The organism is Nocardia sp. PLKS1-43, assembly GCF_059510335.1.
On sequence record NZ_JCAJZQ010000001.1, the window covers coordinates 679,323 to 698,928 of the forward strand.

Below are 19,606 nucleotides of genomic sequence, written 5' to 3' on the forward strand. Positions count from 1 at the left end.
GTTACCGGCTCCCCTCGAGTTCGGCCGCGGTTGCGGAAAGCAGTTCTTCCCAGGACTTCTCGAACTTGTCCACGCCTTCGCGCTCGAGTACCGCGAACACGTCGGCCAGGTCGATGCCGACGGCGCTGAGCCGATCGAAGACCTGCTGCGCCTCGTCGCCCTTGTTCGAGACCGCGTCACCGTCGAACGTGCCGTGGTCGGCGTAGGCCTCGAGGGTCTTCTCCGGCAGCGTGTTCACCGTCTTGGGGCCGACGAGTTCGGTGATGTACATCGTGTCCGGGTAGTCCGGGTTCTTCACGCCCGTGGACGCCCACAGCGGACGCTGCACGTTCGCACCGCCCGAGGCGGCCAGATGCGCGAAGGTCGAGGTGTGCGCACCGCCGTCGAAGACGTCCTGGTACGCGGCATAGGCCAAGCGCGCGTTGGCGATTCCCGCCTTGCCGCGCAACTCGAGCGCCTCCGGGGTGCCGATGGCCTCCAGCCGCTTGTCGATCTCGGTGTCCACGCGGGAGACGAAGAACGAAGCGACGGAATGGATCTTGGCCAGATCGTGTCCGGCGATCTTCGCGTTCCGCAGACCGTCCAGGTACGCGCCCATCACGCTGACGTAGCGCTGCACCGAGAAGATCAGCGTCACGTTGACGCTGATGCCCTCGGCGATCACCTTCGTGATCGCGGGCAGGCCCGGCTCGGTCGCGGGGATCTTGATCAGCAGGTTGGGCCGGTCGACGATCTTCCACAGCTCGATCGCCTGCGCGACGGTCTTGTCGGTGTCGAAGGCCAGGCGCGGGTCGACCTCGATGGAGACCCGCCCGTCGACGCCGCCGGTGGCCTCGAAGGTTTCGGCGAACACGTCGCAGGCGTTGCGGACGTCGTCGGTGGTGATGGTGCGGATCGCCGAATCGACGTCCGCGCCGCGTGCGGCGAGCTCGTTGACCTGCTCGTCGTACGCGTGGCCCTTGCTCAGGGCGCTCTGGAAGATGGTCGGATTGGTGGTGACGCCGACGACGCTGCGGGTGGCGATGAGGTCGGCGAGATTACCGGACCGGATGCGGTCCCGTGACAGATCGTCGAGCCATACCGACACACCCGCGGCGGACAGTGCGGCGAGGTTCTCATTCTGTGTCACTGCGCTTATCCCTTCACCTTGTCGAGTGAACGCTGAGCGGCCTCGACCACGGCGTCGGCGGTGATGCCGAACTCGCGGAACAGGGTCTTGTAGTCGGCCGATGCCCCGAAGTGCTCGATCGAGACGTTCTCACCGGCGTCACCCGAGAACCGGTGCCACGGCATCGCGATTCCGGCCTCGACGGTGACGCGAGCCTTCACCTCCGGCGGAAGCACCTGGTCGCGGTAGGCCTTGTCCTGCGCGTCGAACCACTCAACACACGGCATGGACACCACGCGGGTGCCGATGCCCTGCGCCTCCAGCCTAGTCCGCGCCTCGACCGCGAGCTGAACTTCCGAACCGGTGGCGATCAGGATCGCCTGCGGTGTGCCCGTGGAGGATTCGGCCAGCACGTAGCCGCCGCGCCGGACGCCCTCGTAACTCGTGCCCTCGAGCACCGGAACGTCCTGGCGGGTGAGCGCCAGCGCGGACGGGCCGTCGATGTGCGCGCCCTCGGCGGGGGTGAAGTGCGAGTGCCGCTCGGAGCTGTCCAGCTCGAGAATGGTCCGCCAGGCGTAGGCGGTTTCGTTCGCGTCGCCGGGGCGCACGACGTTCAGGCCCGGGATGGCCCGCAGCGCGGAGAGGTGCTCGATCGGCTGGTGGGTGGGGCCGTCCTCGCCGAGGCCGATGGAGTCGTGCGTCCACACGTAGATCGCCGGAACCCGCATGACCGCGGCCAGGCGCACCGCCGGGCGCATGTAGTCGGAGAACACCAGGAAGGTGCCGCCGTACGGGCGGGTCGGCCCGTGCAGGGCGATGCCGTTGAGGATCGCGCCCATGGCGTGCTCGCGCACACCGAAGTGCAGCGTGCGGCCGTACGGGTCGGCCTTCCACATACCGGTCGAGATCGACGCCGGGCCGAAGCTGGGCGTCTCGGGCATCGTGGTGTTGTTGGATTCGGCCAGGTCGGCCGAGCCGCCCCAGAGTTCGGGCAGCACCGGTGCGAGGGCCGCCAGAGCCTTGCCCGAGGCCTTGCGGGTGGAGATGCCCTTCGGGTCGGCCTCCCAGGACGGCAGCGTGTCGGCCCAGCCCTCGGGCAGGCGACGGGCCTGCAGCCGGTCGAACAGCGCCTTGTTCTCCGGATTGGCCTGCGCCCAGGCGTCGAACGAGTCCTGCCAGGCGGCGCGGGCGGCCTTGGCGCGGGCGGCGGCGTTGTTGCGGGTGTGGCCGATGACCGCGTCGTCCACGTCGAAGGACTTGTCCGGATCGAAGCCCAGGGCCCGCTTGGTGCCCGCGACCTCGTCCGCGCCCAGCGCCGCCCCGTGCGCGGAACCGGTGTTCATCTTGTTGGGCGCGGGATAGCCGATGATGGTCCGCAGCAGGATGAACGAGGGCTGGTCGGTGACGGCCCTCGCGGCCTCGAGCGCGGCCTCGATCGCGGTGACGTCCTCGCCGCCCTCGACCACCTGCACATGCCAGCCGTAGGCGCGGTAGCGCGCGGCGGTGTCCTCGGACAGCGCGATGGAGGTGTCGTCCTCGATGGAGATCTTGTTGTCGTCGTAGATGACGACCAGGTTGCCCAGCTGCTGGGTGCCCGCGAGCGAGGACGCCTCGGAGGTGACGCCCTCCTCGATATCGCCGTCGGAGGCGATGACGTAGATGAAGTGGTCGAACGGGCTCTCCCCGGCCGCGGCGGCCGGATCGAACAGGCCGCGCTCGCGGCGGGCGGCCATCGCCATGCCGACCGCCGAGGCCAGACCCTGACCCAGCGGGCCGGTGGTGATCTCGACGCCGGGGGTGTGCCGGTACTCCGGGTGACCCGGGGTCAACGAACCCCACTTGCGCAGGGTCTCCAGATCGCGCAGTTCGAGGCCGAATCCGGCCAGGTACAGCTGGATGTACTGGGTGAGGCTGGAATGCCCGCAGGACAGCACGAAGCGGTCGCGGCCGACCCACTCCGGGTCGGCGGGATCCAGGCGCATGACGCGCTGGTACAGCGTGTAGGCCAGCGGGGCGAGGCTCATCGCGGTGCCGGGGTGACCATTTCCGGCCTGCTGCACAGCATCCGCGGCGAGCACGCGGACCGTGTCGACGGCCTTGGTGTCCAGTTCGGTCCAGTCGTCCGGATGGTTCGGCTGGGTGAGGGAGCGGATGTCGTCTGTGACTGACACGACCGGAGTTCTCCTGACCTTCTCGTCAACTTCAGCGGCGGGTTCGGGCTGTTGTGCTCACCACCCTAGAGGCCGCGTGCGGGAGTGTGACAGGAACCCTGCTGGATCGGCGTTCATGTCCGGATCGACTGCGGCAGGTGGGCGATCGCCGCGATGACGCCGATGTCTCGTGGCCGCGTCGCGCCTGCGGCAGGGCAGGATTCGTGGCGGTCGGTGCCGGAGCGCATCCCGCCTGGGTCTACCATCGTCTGTAGTAGTCGGCCGCGCCGCCGGTGTGTGCCCTGGTCCAGGGTAGTACCGCTGAGCCGGGCGCGCTGAGTTCCGTGACCGGATCGAGCACCACCTGCGAGGAGAGACAGTGCGGATTGGGCAGCAGCCGGATGGGCGTACCTCCGCATCCGCTCCGGCCATGCGCAGGCCGAGGACGGCTGTGCCGGCTGCGCCAGGTGAGGCGCATGGTTCCTCCCGGACGGCGCTGGCTGACCGTGTCACCGGCACCGGCCCGTTGTCGGCGCTCACCCGCCGCGTGCTGGCCTATATCGCGCTGACCAAACCGCGCGTGATCGAACTGCTGCTGGTCGCGACGATCCCGACGATGCTGCTGGCCCATCGCGGCCATGTCGACATCGGGCTGATCCTGGCCACGCTGTTCGGCGGCTGGATGGGCGCGGCGAGCGCGAACACGCTCAACTGTGTGGCCGACGCCGATATCGACAAGGTCATGAAGCGGACCTCGAAGCGGCCGCTCGCGCGCGAGGCGGTGCCCACGCGCAACGCGTTCGTCTTCGGCCTCACGCTCGGCGTCGGCTCGTTCGCGTGGCTGTGGTGGCAGGCGAATCTGCTGTCCGGCCTGCTGGTCGTCGCGACGATCCTGTTCTACGTCTTCGTGTACACCCTCGGGCTCAAGCGCCGCACCTCGCAGAACGTGGTGTGGGGCGGCGCGGCCGGATGTATGCCGGTGCTGGTGGGCTGGTCCGCGGTGACCGGCACGATCGGCTGGCCCGCGATCGTGCTGTTCCTGGTGATCTTCTTCTGGACGCCGCCGCACACGTGGGCGCTGGCCATGCGCTACAAGGAGGACTACCGCGCGGCCGGGGTGCCGATGCTGCCCGTGGTGGCGACGGAGAAGGCCGTCACCAAGCAGATCGTGATCTACACCTGGCTGACCGTATTGGCCACGCTCGCACTGATTCCCGCGACGGGCGTCATCTACGCGGCGGTCGCCCTCGTGGCGGGAGCCTGGTTCCTGCTCATGGCGCATCAGCTGTATTCCGGTGTGCGCCGGGGTGAATCGGTCAAACCACTGCGGCTGTTCCTGCAGTCGAACAACTACCTCGCGGTCGTATTCTGCGGCCTGGCCGTCGATTCCGTACTCGGCTGGCACGCTCTGTTCTAGGTCTCCGCTTCGCTCCGACGGGGTTTTCGGCGCTTTGAGGCTCGTCGTTCAGCCCTCGAGACTCGGCCTTCGGCCATGCGCTTCGAGGGCTGAACGACGAGCCCGCGCCGAAAACCTTGCAGGTCTTCTTGCTGAGCCTTTCGCTTCGCGGGCGACTCCCAGCGGGACGGAGACGCTTCGCCGCTGGGCGCGTTGGGCTTCGCCTCGCTTCGCGTCGGCGGGGTTTTGGTGGGGGTGCGCCTGAAGGCCTCGGGGTGCTGTTCTGTTCAGCCCTTACGCTTGTGGGTGACGTGTGCAGCGGGACGGAGAGTTGTTTTGTCGTTGTGTGCGTTGATGTTTCGTCTGGCGTTGCGTCGGTGGGGTTTTGGTGGGGGTGCGCCGAGGGCCTTGAGGTGTTGGTTTGTTCAGTCTTTCGCTTCGTGGGCGACTTGCAGCGAGACGGAGACGCTTGTCGTTGGGTGCGTTGACGTTTCGTTTGGCTCGCGTCGGTGAGGTTTTCGGTGGGTGTGCGCCTCGAAGGCCTCGACGTGCTGTTTGTTCAGCCCTCGCTTCGTGGGCGACTTGCAGCGGGACGGAGGCGCTTCCCGGCTGGGCGTGTCGGTGTTCGCTCCGGCGGGGTTGGGGCGGTGTGTGCCGCCGAGTCCGGCGGCACCGAATGCCGCCGGAGTGGGCCGGCGGCGTTCGGTGCCGAACTCCCGATCACCTACCCGGGCAGGGTTGTAGCGGATAACACGCGGGGGCGATCGTGTCGGAGGGGATGGTGGGGTCGGGGGTGGTGGTGCCGGTGGGCTTGGTGAACTCGTCCGGCTCGGAGGTGGTGGCGGCGGGGCCTGTGCTCGGATGCCGGCTGTTGCCGCCGCCGCTGCAGGTGGCTGCCACGACCAGAACGATCACCAGGAATGCCAGCAGTACCAACGGGACCACGCCGCGGCCGCGACGACGCGGCGGCTCGGGTTCGGGGCGCGGGTCGAACGGGACCGAGTACGGCTGTGCTTGGTTCGGGTACGGCGGTGCGGCAGCGAAGGATTCGCGCTGTCGCTGTTCCTGTTGTCGCGGCGGGCGGTTCTGCGGATAGCCGGGCGGGGGCGCGTACTCGCGCGGTGGTCCGGGCTGTTGCTGCTGTTGTCGCGGCATCGGCTGTTGCGGGGGCGGCGGCTGCTGTGGCCGCGGCCGCGGTGCGCTGCCGGTGAGTGGAACCGGGGAAACCGGGACCGCGGGCCCGGAGGGGGTGGAAGCCGCGGGAGCGGGCTGCGCGGTGACGGCCGGTGCGGGTCCGCGGCTCCGCCCGCGGTCCGCGCTCGGGGCCGGGAACCCCTCCGCGATCAGATCGGAATACGTTGCGGCCGCGGCGAATCCGAGGGTACCGAGTGCCTGGCCGACCTGCGCGGCATCCCAGGTGTCCGCCGGGGGCGGATTCGTCCCGGATTCATCACCGGCGATCCGGTTGAAATAGGCCCGCAGCGAGGACGGACCGTCCCCGACCACCACGTCGATACCACTGGGCAGCGGCCCCTTCTCCAGGGCGATCCGCGTGCCGAGCTGGGGGATCACCAGCACGATGCCGGTCACCGCGACCGACTCGCGACCCGGTGCGGAGCGCAGTTCGTGCTCGAGTCCGCGGGTGCGGGTGTTGACCTCCTCCATCGGCTCGGTGCCGCTCTGCACGCCCTCGAGCGGGGCGATCCGGCCATCGATCGTCCACGGTTCGGTCGCGGCGCAGACCAGGGTGCCGTTCACCCGCTCGGTGAAGCCTTTCAGGACGACGACCACGCACGTCTTGGGCGTCCACACGATGACATCGGCGCTGTCGGACTTGACGATCGCGATGCCGGGTAACGCGTGAGCTCCGGTCCAGGACTTCAGCCAGTTCACCACTGTGCGCTCGGTGCTGGACAGCCGCGACGGGTCGTCACCACGAACCTTCACCAACATCTGATCAACCCCTGCCCGATGCCTCGTTGCCGACCGAGCTAGCAGTCGCCCGATCACCGTAAAGGGTACGGGGATCCAGGCGAATCGGCTTGCGCGGCAGCACAGATGATGCATTATCCGCGCTGCCGCGGCACAGCCGGGTCACCCGTCGTTGCGCCAGGCCAGGTAACCGTCGGGCCGGATCGGCACGCGGGTTCCGGGATTCGCGGCGTACGCGGTGAAGGCGTGTGAGCCGATCGCGGCGAGCTGCCCGTCGCGTGGCCGGACATCGGGGCCGACCAGCGAATACGTCCGGGTGGCAGGGTATTCGGGGACGATCGCGCCGTCGGGCTCGCCGCCGAAACGCAGCAGCGTCGCGTGCGGCCCGCGGAACAGTTCGAACAGCCGCACGGTGCTGCCGTCGGCGCGGCGCAGGGGCGCGTCGGGTGCGCGGTCGCCCGCCACCAGCGGACCGGCCGCGTCCGCCGCGCGGTAGGTGATCGCGAGCTGATGGGTCTCCTCGCCCCGGTCCATCGCGTCCTCGGCCCCCGAGACGTGTTTGTCCAGCAGCGCCGAACTCAGGCCCAGAACCTGTGCGGCGACCGCGCGCCGCTCGTACTCGTAGCTGTCCGGTGGCGCGGGGGCCCGGTCGATGATCCGGACGCCGACGCCCCGGCGGGCCAGATCGGTGGCCAGGGTGAGCCCGGTCGGACCGGCTCCGGCGACGAGTACCTGACATCACCACGGCGGCCGGGCGCGCGGCGGGCTCGTTCTACAACTACTTCGCGAGCAAGGAGGAATTGCTCCAGGCATTACTGGAAGACTTTGCCGCCGAAGGAGATTCCGCGGCCCAGCAGCAGGAGCACAATCCGGATTTCACCGATCCGGACGCGGTGCGCTTTCACGTCGCGGCGTACTGGCGCTTCACCCGGCGGAACTGGCCGGTGCTGCACGCGATGAATCAGGCCGCGCTGGTCAATGCCGATTTCGCGCAGGTGGCGGCGCGCTTCTCGGCGGAGCATCGCAACGAGGTGGCCGATCACCTGGACGGCTTCGACGCCGCGAACCTGCGCCTGCCCAGCACCCCGACGCCAGTCTCGCGATGATGTTCCTGGCGATACACGGGCTGCTCGAGGTGACCGAGGACGGCATGCTCGACCTGAGCGACGACGACGCCAGGGTCTGACGCGGTTCGTGTATCGCGGTCTCACCGGCCGCGACTACTGAGCGAGGGCGACCGGAGTACGTGTCGCCCTCGCCCGACGGCGCGGTGGTCCGGCTAGGGGAGCAGGACGATCGAGCCGGTGGTCTTGCGGCTCTCCAGATCCCGGTGCGCGCGTTCGGCTTCGGCGAGCGGATAGGTCGCGCCGACCCGTACGCGCAGGTCGCCCGCTGCGATGGCGTTCATGATATCGCCTGCGCGCCAGAGCAATTCGGCGCGATCGCGGGTGTAGTGCGCCAGGGTGGGGCGGGTGATGAACAGCGACCCGCCGCTGTTGAGGCGTTGCAGGTCGAACGGCGGCACCTGCCCGCTGGCGCCGCCGAAGAGCGCGAGCATGCCGCGCACGCGCAGCGAGGCCAGACTGGCGTCGAAGGTGTCCTTGCCCACGCCGTCGTATACCGCGGCCACGCCGACGCCGTCGGTCAGCTCGCGCACCCGATCGGCCAGATCGTCGCCGTAGCGCAGCACCTCGGTCGCACCGGCCTCGCGCGAGAGCGCCTCCTTCTCGTCGGTGGACACGGTGGTGATGACGCGCACGCCCCGCGCGGCGGCAAGTTGGGTCAGGATCAGGCCGACACCGCCCGAACCCGCGTGCACCAGAATCGTTTCCCCGGCCTCGGGCCGGTAGACCGATTCGATCAGATAGTGCGCGGTCATCCCCTGCAAGAGCGCCGACGCGGCCACCGGAGGCTGCACCCCGTCCGGCACCGGGACCGCGACCGCGGCCTCGACGGCCACCTTGTCCGCGTAACTGCCGGGTGCGTCCGCCCAGGCGATCCGGTCGCCGACCCGGAAGTCGGTCACCTCGGCGCCGACCTCGCGCACCACCCCGGAACCCTCGGCGCCCGGGATATACGGCGTATTCGTCTGATAGACCCCGCTGCGGATGTACGTATCGATGAAGTTGATACCGATCGCCTCGGTCTCGACGAGGACCTGACCGGGGCCGACAACCGGATCGGGTACCTGTTCGTACTGCAGGACCTCGGGACCGCCCAGCTCGGAAACCTGAATCGCATGCATGTGTCGGTTCTACACCCGCACGGATGTGATCATTCCCGGCAGTGTGCCGGTACGGACCTACCGGGCGGTAAACTCGCCGTCATGAGTGCATCCGCGGCCCCAGCCAAGCCGTCGTCTTCCGTGATCGATTCGGTCGAGGATTTCGTCACCGCCCACGGCGGTTCCGCGACCGCGGTACTGCAGCCGCTCGGCCGCATCGGCGTCCGCATCACCCTGGTCGGCGGTGACGGCGTCCTCGGCGACCGCGTCGTCGCTGATCTGGCTACCGCGAAGGCCGTGGTCGAGGCCGTACCCGGGCTGAGCGAGGCCGAGCACTGGGACCGCGAGCTGACCTCGGTGGTCACCCCGGCCGCCGGCCACTGGGCGAGGATGGCCGGGTGGGTGGCGCACCAGGTGCGCTTCCCCAAGGCGCGAAACGAGCGCTGACCCGGCCCACATCACGTATCGTCTGCAACGCCCGGCTCGATCGCCGGGCGTTGCTCGTATCCGGGCGACCCTACGACGAGGGCGGGAGTCATGCGAATCCGGCGTTCGGTGACCGCGGCGGCGGTCGGTGCGTTGTCCCTGCTGCCGGTGACGGCGCCGGTCGCCGCGCAACCCGCAGCACTGCGGGTCTGTACGACCGGGGACTATCCGCCCTATTCGCTGAGCGACGGGCCCGGCGGCTATCGCGGTGTCGACATCGACCTGACCCGCGGTCTCGGCGAAATACTGCGCCGCCCCGTGGAATTCGTCCCCACGACCTGGTCCGCCCTGGCCGCGGACTTCGGCGCGAAGGATTGTGACATCGCCGCGGGCGGCATCTCCGAAGCGGCCTCGCGGCGCTCCTACGCGGATTTCTCGATCGGTTACGACACGGACGGGAAGGCGCCCATCGTGCGTGCCGCCGACGCGGGCCGGTACGCGACCATCGAGCAGATCAACCGGCCCGGGGTGCGCGTCGTGGTGAATCCCGGCGGGACCAACGAGGCGTTCGCCCGCGCGCATTTCCCGGCCGCCCGGCTGATCCTGTGGCCGGACAACCTGACCATGGTCGACCAACTCGACCGGGGCCGCGCCGACGTCTTCGTCACCGATTCGGTGGAAGGCCGCTACCGGGTGCGGCAACATCCCGGGCTGCGGGTGCTGCATCCGGATCACCCGTTCGACTCCTCGAACAAGATCTTCCTGCTGCGCCGCAACGATCCGCTGCTGGCCGCCGAGGTGAACGGCTGGCTGACGAGCCAGCTCGCGAGCGGCGGAGTGAACCGCGCCCTGGACGCCTGGATCGGCCCGCACGCGACCGCCTGAACCCAATGCCCGTGAATGTGACAGTGAGCCTTGTGAATTCGAGTATCGGTGAGGTGAAGTCGTGAAGGAGACGGAGGCGAGCCGCACGGCGGTGCTGGTGTGCCAGGGCCGCGCCGTGGGGGATGGGCGGCTGGCGCCGGATCGGTTCGCCGACCCTGTTGCGGCACAACTACTTCGCGACGACGAGCGCGCGGAGGTGGAGCTGGCCCGGTCCGGGAACGCGCCGTCGGGCTGGCGAGCGCGGATGCGCTACGAGATGCTCGGCGCGACCGCCGCGGTGCTGGTCACCCGGACGGTCGTGATCGACGACGCCGTGCGTGAGGCCGGAAATCCGCAACTGGTGGTACTCGGCGCGGGGCTGGACGCACGCGCCTGGCGCATGTCCGAACTGGCCGGTTCCGCGGTGTTCGAAGTGGATCACCCTGCCTCGCAACGGGATAAGCGCGAACGGGCCGAGGGCTTGGAGCCGGTCGCGAAATCGCTGACCTACGTACCGGTGGACTTCGGCCGCGACGCGCTCGGAGCCGCACTCGCGGCCGGCGGGCACGATCCGGCCGCCGCGACGACCTGGATCTGGGAGGGCGTGCTGCCGTACCTGACCAGCGAGCAGGTGGACTCGACCCTCGCCATCGTGGCCGAACGCTCGGCCGCCGGTAGCCGCCTGGTCGCGACCTATCCGGTGCACAACCGGGTCGCGGTGCTCGGCCGCCGGGCACTGCGCCTGTACAGCGGGCTGACCGGCGGTAAGGATCCGCTCGAGCACGAACGGCACATCTCGGCCTGGACGCCGGAGCAGATGGCGGTGCTGCTGGCCGGATACGGCCTGCGGATCACCGTCGACCGGGATCTGCGCGATATCGTGCGAGAGCTCTCGATTCCGGCCCGGGAATCCCGCTTCTACGGGCTGGGCCGGGTGGCGATCGCGGATCACTCCGGCTGAGCCGCGGATCGCCTCGTCGGCTAACCGCAGCCGCAGCCGCCGCCGCAGCAGCCGCCACCCGAGGGCGCCGGTGCGGCGACGGGCGCCGGGCTGTTCGCCGAGCCGGTCAGCGCGATGGTGGTGAGGAGTTTGACGGTGTCGGAGTGCCCGTCCGGACACACCGCGGGCGCGCTCGATTCGCTCATCGGCCGCTGGAGTTCGAAGGTTCCGGTGCATTCGCGGCAGCGGTACGCGTAGGTCGGCATGCTCGAATTATCTCCGATCGCCGTGACCGCCCGCACTCGGCACCTGTGCGGGCCTTCCGAACACGGTGTGGCGCAGCCGATTCAGGCGGCCTGGGTGACCGGAGCCGGGATCTCGGCGGATATCGGTTCGCGGGTTCGCATCGCGGCCCACAGCGCGGCGGTGGCGGCGGTGCAGGCGGCCGCGCCGCCGACGTGCACGGCGACCAGCGCCGCCGGGACGTGCGTGAAGTACTGCACGACGCCGACCAGGCCCTGGGCGCAGACCAGCGCGATCAAGACGATGTAGCGGTTGCGCAGCGCGCGGGTCATGCCGACCGTGGCGAGTCCGAAGCCCAGGCCGATCAGCAGCGCCAGGTAGGCGACCAGCATCTGGGCATGCGCGTGCACCAGCGTCACGATCTCGACCTTCAGGCGCACCACGGGTTTGCTGACGCTCTCGTCTCCGGCGTGCGGGCCCGCGCCGGTCACCAGCGTGCCGGCGATCAGGGTCGCGGTCAGGGCCAGCGCGCTGAGCGCGGTCAGCCAGCGCAGCGGTGCGGGCGCCCGCGGCGCGGGCACCGCGTCGTCCGGTTCGCCGACCTTCGCGAACAACAGCACCGCCAGCCACACCATCAGCATCGAGACCAGCAGATGGATCGCGACGGTCCACCACAGCAGTCCGGTCCGCACCGTGATGCCGCCGATGACCGCCTGCAGCACCGTGCCGCCGGGCATCAGCCAGGCGTAACCGACGACCTCGCGCCGCCGGCGGGCGCGCAGCACCGCCAGCACCACCAGCGCCGCGAACAGCGTCACCCCGAAGGTGAACATGCGATTGGTGAATTCGACCGTCTGATGCCATACCGGCACCGCGGCGTGCGGCAGCGGGGTGAAACTCCCCGGGAAGCACTGCGGCCAGGTCGGGCAGCCCAGCCCGGAGGAGGTGACGCGCACGACCGCGCCGGTCACCGAGATTCCGGCCTGGGACAGGATCACCAGGAACGCGATGATCCGTTGCACGCGCAGTGAGGGCAACGGCAGCAGGTCGACGAGTCGCATGAAGGCGCGTGACAGCACGCTCCGATGGTATCCCCGGCCCGGTCCCGCGACGCAGCCGGGCTACTACGGTCCGTCGTTTTGAATCGCCGCGAGCGGTTCGGCCGAACCGGGGTGCCGGTCGAACAGCGGCTAATCGAAACGGAAGTAGCGAGTGGCGAGCCAGCCGGTCACCACGCCCCACACGATCAGCACGACGAGCCCGTACCAGTCCACGCCGGTGCGCAACGCCTGGTCGAGCGCCTGTGCGAGGGCTCCGGACGGGAGCAGTCGCGCGACGATGCTCAGCGGCCGCGGGATGTCGCCGGCGGCGAAGACGACGCTGGCCACCGCGAGCATCACGAACCACAGGATATTGGCCAGGGCCAGCACGATTTCCGCCTTCAGGGTGCCGCCCAGCAGCAGGCCCATCGCGGCGAAGGTCGCCGTGCCCAGCGCGATCACCACCGCACCGAAGGCCAGCCCGCCCGCGCCCGGCCGCCAGCCCAGCGCGACGCCGATCAGGCCCAGCAGAATCGATTGCAGCACAACGACTATCAGCACCGCCGCGGATTTGCCGCCGACGATGCCCCAGCGCGGCAGCGCGGTGGCGCCGAGGCGTTTGAGCGCGCCGTAGCGGCGGTCGAAGCCGACCGCGATGGCCTGTCCGGTGAACGCGGTGGACATGATCGCCACCATCATCACCGCGGGCACGATCCGGTCCACCCGATGCTCGCCGAGACTGCTCAGCGGCAGCAGGGTCAGCCCGATGAGCATGGCGATCGGGATGAACATGGTCAGCAGGAGCTGTTCTCCGTTGCGCAGCAACAGGATCAGCTCCATCCGGGTCTGTGCCAGGAGCATCGGCGCGCGAGCGGCCGGGCGCGGGGCCGGGGTGAAGGTGCCGGGCGCGAATCGGGCGGAGGTTTCGGTCATCGCGAGTGCCTTCCGCTCGGAAACCGGGCTGGTGCGGACGAGAGGGCGGACCGGTCGCGACCGGGGTGCGGACAGGTGCTCAATTGCGCAGCTCCCTGCCGGTCAGCTCGAGGAAGACGTCCTCGAGGCGGCGCTGGTCGATCCGAATGTCGGTGGGCAGCACGTCGATTCGCGCACACCAGGCGGTGAGGGTGGCCAGCACCTGCGGGGTGATGTCGCCGCGCAGCAGATAGGAGCCGGGCGAGGTCTCCTGCGGTGCGAATCCCTCCGGCAGTGCCGTGGTCAGCAGCCGCAGGTCGAGTTTGGGCGGTGCGTTGAAATGCAGTTGCCCTTCGGCTCCGGCGGAGGTGACCTCGGTGGGCGTGCCCTGGGCGACGATGCTGCCGTGATCGATGATGACCAGGCGGTCCGCGAGCTGTTCGGCCTCGTCCATCATATGGGTGGTCAGCAGGACCCCGACCCCGTCGCGGCGCAGCGCGTCGATCAGTTCCCAGACCAGATGCCTTGCCTGCGCGTCCATTCCGGCCGTGGGCTCGTCCAGGAACACCATCTCCGGCCGGCCGACGAGCGCGCACGCCAGCGCGAGCCGCTGCTGCTGACCGCCGGACAGCCGCCGGTACGGCGTGCGCCGCGCCTCGCGCAGTCCGAGCGTGTCCAGCAGCCACTGCGGATCGAGCGGATCGGCCGAATAGGCGGCGACCAGATCGAGCATCTCCCCGGCCTTCGAACCGGGGTAGGCGCCCCCGCCCTGCAGCATCACGCCGATCCGGGGACGCAGGGCGTCGGTGTCGGCGATCGGGTCCAGGCCCAGCACGCGCACCGATCCGGCGTCGGGTGCGGAGAAGCCCTCGCACATCTCCACGGTCGTCGTCTTGCCCGCACCGTTGGGACCCAGCAGCGCGACGACCTCCGCGCGGGCCACCTCGAAACTCAGGCCGTCCACGGCAACGGTGTCGCCGAAGCGTTTGCGGACACCGTCGACGCTGACAGCGGTTTCCGATGCGTTCACGAGGTCACACCGTATGCCGCGGGCGGTTGTGACGAGGCAGACACCCCCGTGCGGTCGCGCCACGGCAGGCGGTTGCGGGTGAGCAGGATGAATCCGACGCCGACCACGACGGTGGCGCCGGCGGCCTCGATGATCTGGAACACGCCGAAATCCGCGCCGCGCGGCATCAGGATCAGGCCGACCACGGCGGACAGCACGATCGCGGGTGCGCGGAACGCCCGCGTCGTGGCCCAGGCGGCCAGCGGCACGATTGCCCACAGCAGGTACCACGGCTGCACCACCGGGAACAGCAGCACGATCGCCGCGAGTGAAACACCCAGGGCCCCAACGGGATGCAACCGACCGGTCCAGGTCGCCACGAGCATGCGCAGGCTCAGGAACGCGGCCACGGCACCGGCGATCGGGCGCGTGATGCTCAACACCGCGGTGGTGTGGTCGCCCAGGCCCAGCAGGACGCCGCCGAATCCGGTGATGACGCCGACCGCGGTCGGCAGCGACATCCAGCTGCGCACCGCCCCGGCGGTATTGAGCGTGTAGATCCAGCCGAAGCCCAGACCGCTGACATAGCTGACGAACAGCGTGGTGGCTACCGCGATGACGCCCAGCACGGCAGCGGCCTGCAACAGCGGGCGCAGCCCGCGGCCCCAGCGCCGGGCCAGGGCCATGCCGACGAAGCCGAGCACCAGGATCGAGGTGAATTTGATCGACGACGACAGGGTGATGACCACCGCGCCGAAGGTCAGCAGCGCCCATTCCCGTCGCCCGAACGGATGCGTCGGCTCGGTGGCGGGGGTGTCGAGTCCGTGGATGGCGCGCAGGCAGAACTCCAGGCCCGCCAGCATCAGCCCGAGCATCAGCGCGTCGTTGTGCACGCCGCCGACCAGGTGGAACAGCACCAGCGGATTGGCCGCGCCGAGCCACAGCGCGCTCACCGGCGCGACCCCGCAGCGCCGCGACAGCCGCGGCAGCGCCCAGACGATCAGCGCGACGCCGCCGAGTTCGAGCAGCCGGTGCACCCAGACGCCCGCGATGATGTTGTCGCCGGTCAGCTGGGCGATGCCGCGGCCCATCCACAGGAACAGCGGCCCGTACGGCGCGGGGGTGTCGCGCCAGATGTTGGGCACGTTGTTGGTCAGCACATTGGCCAGGCCCAGCCCCTCGGCCGGGCCGACCACGTACGGATCCATGCCGCGCTCGGCGATCTGGCTCTGCGCGAGATAGGAGTACACGTCGTTGGAGAACATCGGCGGCGCGATGGACAGCGGGACGATCCACAGCAGCAGCGTGCGGTCCAGCTGGGACCGGCTCAGGCGATGCCGCACCGTACCGCCGAACCCGCCGACCGCGTAGCGGCCCAGCAGCAGCCAGGCCAGCACGACCGCGACCGTGCCGATCATGCACATCGCCAGGGTCGGGGTGGCGGCGCGGGCGAACAGCCCCACCACCCGCATGCCCGAAACCGGATTCTGATGGACCGGTTGCGCGCCCACGCCCAGGGCGCTGATCGCCATCAGTACCGCGCCGGTGGCGCCGAGTAGCCGAATCCGCTTGAACTGCAACGTTTCCCGGGCATCGAGGCCGGGCGCATCGGCCTCGTTGGTGTGCAGGACGGCGATGGTGTGATCGGCGGGCGGCACATCCAGGCCCAACGCCCGGCGACTCAACTCGATGGACCTGCGCCGCATGTCTTCCACTACCGCCACGCTCACAGAGCTTAATTGCGTCATCAACCGGTGGCGGAGGGGGTGAGGTTTCGAAGTGGGGAGCGAGTTCCGGACCGGTGTGAGGAAGGCTGCAGCGCGCCATTCGGGTGGTTGACCAGGTGGTTTGCCTTGGCGCGAGGGTGAGGAAGGTGAACCTTACTAGAATGCGGGATGGAATTCCGTCACACTGATGTTGTGAAAACCGTGGGTTTGCGGAATGCGGAAACTGCCGCCGGGCGCCGGGAGGGCGCTCGGCGTGTTGTCGCGCCCGCTGCGCCGGCGGGCGAGGGTCACACCCGCGAAGCGGTCGTTCAGCTGCTGCTCGAGCAGGGGCCGGTGACCGCCACGGCCATCGGTGAACGGCTGGGGTTGAGCCCGGCGGGGGTGCGGCGGCATCTGGACGCGCTGATCGAATCCGGTGAGGCGCGGGCGACCCGGTCCGCGCCCTGGCAGCAGAAGGGACGCGGGCGGCCCGCCAAGCAGTATCAGCTGACCGCGGCCGGCCGCGGGCGGCTCGGGCACGCGTACGACGACCTGGCCGGCGCGGCCATGCGTCAGCTGCGCGAGATCGGCGGGCAGGCCGCGATCACCGAATTCGCGCGCAAGCGGGTGTCGACGATCGTGGCCGGTATCGATCGCCTCGCTCAGCACACCCCCGAGACGACCTCGGCCAAGGCGCGCGAGATCGCCGAGGCGTTCACCGATGCCGGCTTCGCCGCCTCGACGCGCAAAGTCGGTGCGGGAGTTCAGATCTGCCAGCATCACTGCCCGGTGTCGCATGTGGCCGAGGAATTCCCGGAACTGTGCGCGGCCGAGTTGGAAGCCTTCCGCGAACTGCTCGGCACCCATGTGCAGCGGCTGGCGACCATCGCCAACGGCGACTGTGCCTGCACCACCCACGTGCCACTGGTCGTTCCGGCGGCCGCCGAAACCACTACCCCCGATGAGAACGAATCCGACGCCGCCGCGCAGCCCGCGACGGCATCTCGCAACAACTCCGGAAGGAGTGCCGAATGACGACGACGACCGATCAGTCGCAGCCGCTGACCCAGGAGGAGGCCATTGCCTCTCTGGGCACCTACGGTTACGGCTGGGCAGACAAGGACGTCGCAGGTGCCAGCGCCCGGCGAGGCCTGTCCGAGGAGGTCGTGCGCGACATCTCGGCCAAGAAGGACGAGCCGGACTGGATGCTCGAGGCGCGCCTGAAGGCACTGCGCATCTTCGACCGCAAGCCGATGCCGGGCTGGGGTTCGAACCTCGAGGGCATCGACTTCGACAACATCAAGTACTTCGTGCGCTCGACCGAGAAGCAGGCTGAGAGCTGGGAAGATCTGCCCGAGGACATCAAGAACACCTACGACAAGCTGGGCATCCCGGAGGCGGAGAAGCAGCGCCTGGTCGCCGGTGTCGCCGCGCAGTACGAGTCCGAGGTCGTCTACCACCAGATCCGCGAGGACCTGGAAGCGCAGGGCGTCATCTTCCTGGACACCGACACCGGCCTGCGCGAGCACCCGGAGATCTTCCAGCAGTACTTCGGCTCGGTCATCCCGGCGGGCGACAACAAGTTCTCCGCGCTGAACACCGCCGTGTGGTCGGGCGGGTCGTTCATCTACGTGCCGCCGGGCGTGCACGTCGATATCCCGCTGCAGGCCTACTTCCGGATCAACACCGAGAACATGGGCCAGTTCGAGCGCACCCTGATCATCGTCGACGAGGACGCCTACGTGCACTACGTCGAGGGCTGCACCGCGCCGATCTACAAGTCCGACTCGCTGCATTCGGCGGTCGTGGAGATCATCGTGAAGAAGGGTGGCCGCTGCCGCTACACCACGATCCAGAACTGGTCGAACAACGTCTACAACCTGGTCACCAAGCGGGCCAAGGCCGAGGCGGGCGCGACCATGGAGTGGATCGACGGCAATATCGGCTCCAAGGTCACCATGAAGTACCCGGCGGTCTGGATGACCGGCGAGTACGCCCGCGGCGAGGTGCTCTCGGTGGCGTTCGCCGGTGAGGGCCAGCACCAGGACACCGGCGCGAAGATGCTGCACCTGGCGCCGCACACCTCCTCGAACATCGTGTCCAAGTCGGTGGCGCGCGGCGGCGGCCGCTCCTCCTACCGCGGCCTGGTCCAGGTCAACAAGGGCGCGCACGGTTCGCACTCCTCGGTGAAATGCGATGCGCTGCTGGTGGATACGGTCAGCCGTTCGGACACCTACCCGTACGTCGACATCCGCGAGGACGACGTCACGATGGGTCACGAGGCCACCGTCTCGAAGGTGTCCGACGATCAGCTGTTCTACCTGATGAGCCGCGGTATGACCGAGGACGAGGCGATGGCGATGGTGGTGCGCGGCTTCGTCGAGCCCATCGCCAAGGAACTGCCCATGGAATACGCGCTCGAGCTCAATCGGCTGATCGAGCTGCAGATGGAAGGAGCCGTCGGCTGATGCCGGTCGAGAACGTTGCTGTCGCCGGTGAGGGCCGGGTTCCGGCGGTGAACAAGGGCGAGGTCTTCACCTCGTTCGACGTCGAGGCCTTCGAGGTGCCCACCGCCCACGACGAGGCGTGGCGCTTCACTCCGATGCGCCGGTTGCGCGGCCTGCACGACGGCAGCGCGGTGCGCGACGGCGCGACCATCGTGGAGATCGAGCCGGTCGACGGCGTGCGCGTCGAGACCGTCGATCGGTCCGACGCCCGTCTCGGCGAGGCCGGTGTGCCGTCGGACCGCGTTGCTGCCCAAGCCTATTCGGGGTTCGAGCAGGCCACCATCCTCTCGGTGGGCGCCGAGGCCGAGATCGACGATCCGGTCCTGGTGACGATCACCGGCCCCGGGCTGGAGAAGACCGCCTACGGGCACGTGCAGATTCGTCTGGGCGCGTTCGCCAAGGTCACGCTCGTCATCGACTACCGCGGCAGCGGAACCTACGCGGAGAACGTGGAATTCGTCCTCGGCGACAGCGCCAAGCTCAGCGTCGTCGCGGTCCAGGACTGGGCCGATGACGCCGTGCACGCCACCGCGCAGCACGCGAAACTGGGCCGTGACGCGGTGCTGCGGCACGCGAACGTCACCCTGGGCGGCGATCTGGTGCGCCTGACCGAAACCGTCCGCTTCGACGGCCCCGGCGGCGACGCGGAACTGCTCGGGCTGTACTTCGCCGACGACGGACAGCACTTCGAACAGCGCCTGCTGGTGGATCACGCTGTGCCGCACTGCAAGTCGAACGTGCTGTACAAGGGCGCGCTGCAGGGCGACCCGGCCTCGCACAAGCCCGACGCGCACACCGTCTGGGTGGGCGACGTGCTGATCCGCGCCGCGGCAGAGGGCACCGACACCTACGAGGCCAACCGCAACCTGGTCCTGACCGACGGCGCGCGCGCCGATTCGGTGCCGAACCTGGAGATCGAGACCGGCGAGATCATCGGCGCCGGACACGCCTCGGCCACCGGGCGTTTCGATGACGAGCAGCTGTTCTACCTGCGTGCTCGGGGTATTCCGGAGGAGGCCGCCCGCCGTCTGGTGGTGCGCGGATTCTTCCACGAGATCATCCAGAAGATCACCGTCCCGCAGGTCCGGGAGCGGCTCGAGGCGGCCGTCGAGGCCGAACTCGCCGCTGTCGGGGTTTGAACACTGCCGG

General features: G+C 69.3%; 18 protein-coding genes. 8 read left to right on the forward strand and 10 right to left on the reverse strand.

Annotation, left to right across the window (positions count from 1 at the left end; all coding sequences use genetic code 11):
• Window position 1: 1 nt before the first annotated feature.
• Both tal and tkt read right to left on the reverse strand, forming a co-directional pair.
• On the reverse strand, window positions 2–1,129 hold the full coding sequence (tal, locus tag AC5WS7_RS03170; protein ID WP_495952798.1) for a transaldolase: 1,128 nt from the start codon (window positions 1,127–1,129) through the stop codon (window positions 2–4).
• 5 nt (window positions 1,130–1,134) lie between these two features.
• Window positions 1,135–3,279 carry a transketolase gene (gene tkt / locus AC5WS7_RS03175; RefSeq protein ID WP_495952799.1) on the reverse strand — a complete coding sequence of 715 codons (2,145 nt, stop codon included), beginning with the start codon at window positions 3,277–3,279 and terminating at the stop codon, window positions 1,135–1,137.
• Between the two features lie 358 nt (window positions 3,280–3,637).
• Between tkt and AC5WS7_RS03180 the strand changes: the two genes are divergently transcribed.
• Window positions 3,638–4,675, forward strand: coding sequence for a heme o synthase (locus AC5WS7_RS03180; RefSeq protein ID WP_495952800.1), 1,038 nt, complete (start codon window positions 3,638–3,640; stop codon window positions 4,673–4,675).
• A gap of 699 nt (window positions 4,676–5,374) precedes the next feature.
• Here the strand turns inward: AC5WS7_RS03180 and AC5WS7_RS03185 are convergent.
• Together AC5WS7_RS03185 and AC5WS7_RS03190 are read right to left on the reverse strand one after the other, a co-directional pair.
• Window positions 5,375–6,607: a hypothetical protein gene (locus AC5WS7_RS03185; protein ID WP_495952801.1), complete on the reverse strand. Its 1,233-nt coding sequence runs from the start codon at window positions 6,605–6,607 to the stop codon at window positions 5,375–5,377.
• Window positions 6,608–6,748: 141 nt separating this feature from the next.
• Window positions 6,749–7,120 carry an aromatic-ring hydroxylase C-terminal domain-containing protein gene (locus AC5WS7_RS03190; protein WP_495952802.1) on the reverse strand — a complete coding sequence of 124 codons (372 nt, stop codon included), beginning with the start codon at window positions 7,118–7,120 and terminating at the stop codon, window positions 6,749–6,751.
• A 266-nt stretch (window positions 7,121–7,386) separates the two neighbouring features.
• Between AC5WS7_RS03190 and AC5WS7_RS03195 the strand changes: the two genes are divergently transcribed.
• Window positions 7,387–7,692 carry a hypothetical protein gene (locus tag AC5WS7_RS03195; protein ID WP_495952803.1) on the forward strand — a complete coding sequence of 102 codons (306 nt, stop codon included), beginning with the start codon at window positions 7,387–7,389 and terminating at the stop codon, window positions 7,690–7,692.
• Between the two features lie 173 nt (window positions 7,693–7,865).
• Here AC5WS7_RS03195 and AC5WS7_RS03200 read toward each other — a convergent pair whose 3' ends face one another.
• On the reverse strand, window positions 7,866–8,831 hold the full coding sequence (locus AC5WS7_RS03200) for a quinone oxidoreductase family protein (protein ID WP_495952804.1): 966 nt from the start codon (window positions 8,829–8,831) through the stop codon (window positions 7,866–7,868).
• 81 nt (window positions 8,832–8,912) lie between these two features.
• On the opposite strand from AC5WS7_RS03200, the gene AC5WS7_RS03205 reads away from it, so the two are divergent.
• From AC5WS7_RS03205 to AC5WS7_RS03215, 3 genes are all read left to right on the forward strand, one after another.
• A complete protein-coding gene (locus AC5WS7_RS03205) occupies window positions 8,913–9,257 on the forward strand; it encodes a hypothetical protein (protein ID WP_495952805.1) in 345 nt (114 codons plus the stop codon).
• A 90-nt stretch (window positions 9,258–9,347) separates the two neighbouring features.
• On the forward strand, window positions 9,348–10,121 hold the full coding sequence (locus AC5WS7_RS03210) for a transporter substrate-binding domain-containing protein (protein WP_495952806.1): 774 nt from the start codon (window positions 9,348–9,350) through the stop codon (window positions 10,119–10,121).
• 61 nt (window positions 10,122–10,182) lie between these two features.
• Window positions 10,183–11,061 carry a class I SAM-dependent methyltransferase gene (locus AC5WS7_RS03215; RefSeq protein WP_495952807.1) on the forward strand — a complete coding sequence of 293 codons (879 nt, stop codon included), beginning with the start codon at window positions 10,183–10,185 and terminating at the stop codon, window positions 11,059–11,061.
• A gap of 20 nt (window positions 11,062–11,081) precedes the next feature.
• Here AC5WS7_RS03215 and AC5WS7_RS03220 read toward each other — a convergent pair whose 3' ends face one another.
• From AC5WS7_RS03220 to mptB, 5 genes are all read right to left on the reverse strand, one after another.
• Window positions 11,082–11,306: an FmdB family zinc ribbon protein gene (locus tag AC5WS7_RS03220; RefSeq protein ID WP_495952808.1), complete on the reverse strand. Its 225-nt coding sequence runs from the start codon at window positions 11,304–11,306 to the stop codon at window positions 11,082–11,084.
• A gap of 81 nt (window positions 11,307–11,387) precedes the next feature.
• A complete protein-coding gene (locus AC5WS7_RS03225) occupies window positions 11,388–12,362 on the reverse strand; it encodes a COX15/CtaA family protein (protein ID WP_495952809.1) in 975 nt (324 codons plus the stop codon).
• 111 nt (window positions 12,363–12,473) lie between these two features.
• Window positions 12,474–13,256, reverse strand: a complete 783-nt coding sequence (locus AC5WS7_RS03230) for an ABC transporter permease (RefSeq protein WP_495952810.1) — start codon at window positions 13,254–13,256, stop codon at window positions 12,474–12,476.
• A 79-nt stretch (window positions 13,257–13,335) separates the two neighbouring features.
• Complete coding sequence (locus AC5WS7_RS03235; RefSeq protein ID WP_495952811.1) at window positions 13,336–14,265, reverse strand: ABC transporter ATP-binding protein; 930 nt, start codon at window positions 14,263–14,265, stop codon at window positions 13,336–13,338.
• On the reverse strand, window positions 14,262–15,992 hold the full coding sequence (gene mptB, locus AC5WS7_RS03240) for a polyprenol phosphomannose-dependent alpha 1,6 mannosyltransferase MptB (RefSeq protein WP_495952812.1): 1,731 nt from the start codon (window positions 15,990–15,992) through the stop codon (window positions 14,262–14,264). Before mptB ends, AC5WS7_RS03235 begins: the two co-directional genes overlap by 4 nt.
• A gap of 147 nt (window positions 15,993–16,139) precedes the next feature.
• Here mptB and AC5WS7_RS03245 point away from each other — a divergent pair, with 147 nt between their 5' ends.
• The 3 genes from AC5WS7_RS03245 to sufD are packed head-to-tail and all read left to right on the forward strand — an operon-like array spanning window position 16,140 to window position 19,596.
• Window positions 16,140–16,985: a helix-turn-helix transcriptional regulator gene (locus AC5WS7_RS03245; RefSeq protein ID WP_495952813.1), complete on the forward strand. Its 846-nt coding sequence runs from the start codon at window positions 16,140–16,142 to the stop codon at window positions 16,983–16,985.
• The gene (sufB, locus tag AC5WS7_RS03250; protein ID WP_495952814.1) at window positions 16,982–18,418 is read left to right on the forward strand and encodes a Fe-S cluster assembly protein SufB; all 1,437 of its coding nucleotides are present in this window, start codon (window positions 16,982–16,984) and stop codon (window positions 18,416–18,418) included. The genes AC5WS7_RS03245 and sufB overlap by 4 nt, the downstream gene beginning before the upstream one ends.
• Entirely contained in the window at window positions 18,418–19,596 is a 1,179-nt protein-coding gene (gene sufD, locus AC5WS7_RS03255; RefSeq protein WP_495952815.1) for a Fe-S cluster assembly protein SufD, read from the forward strand. Before sufB ends, sufD begins: the two co-directional genes overlap by 1 nt.
• Window positions 19,597–19,606 lie beyond the last annotated feature (10 nt).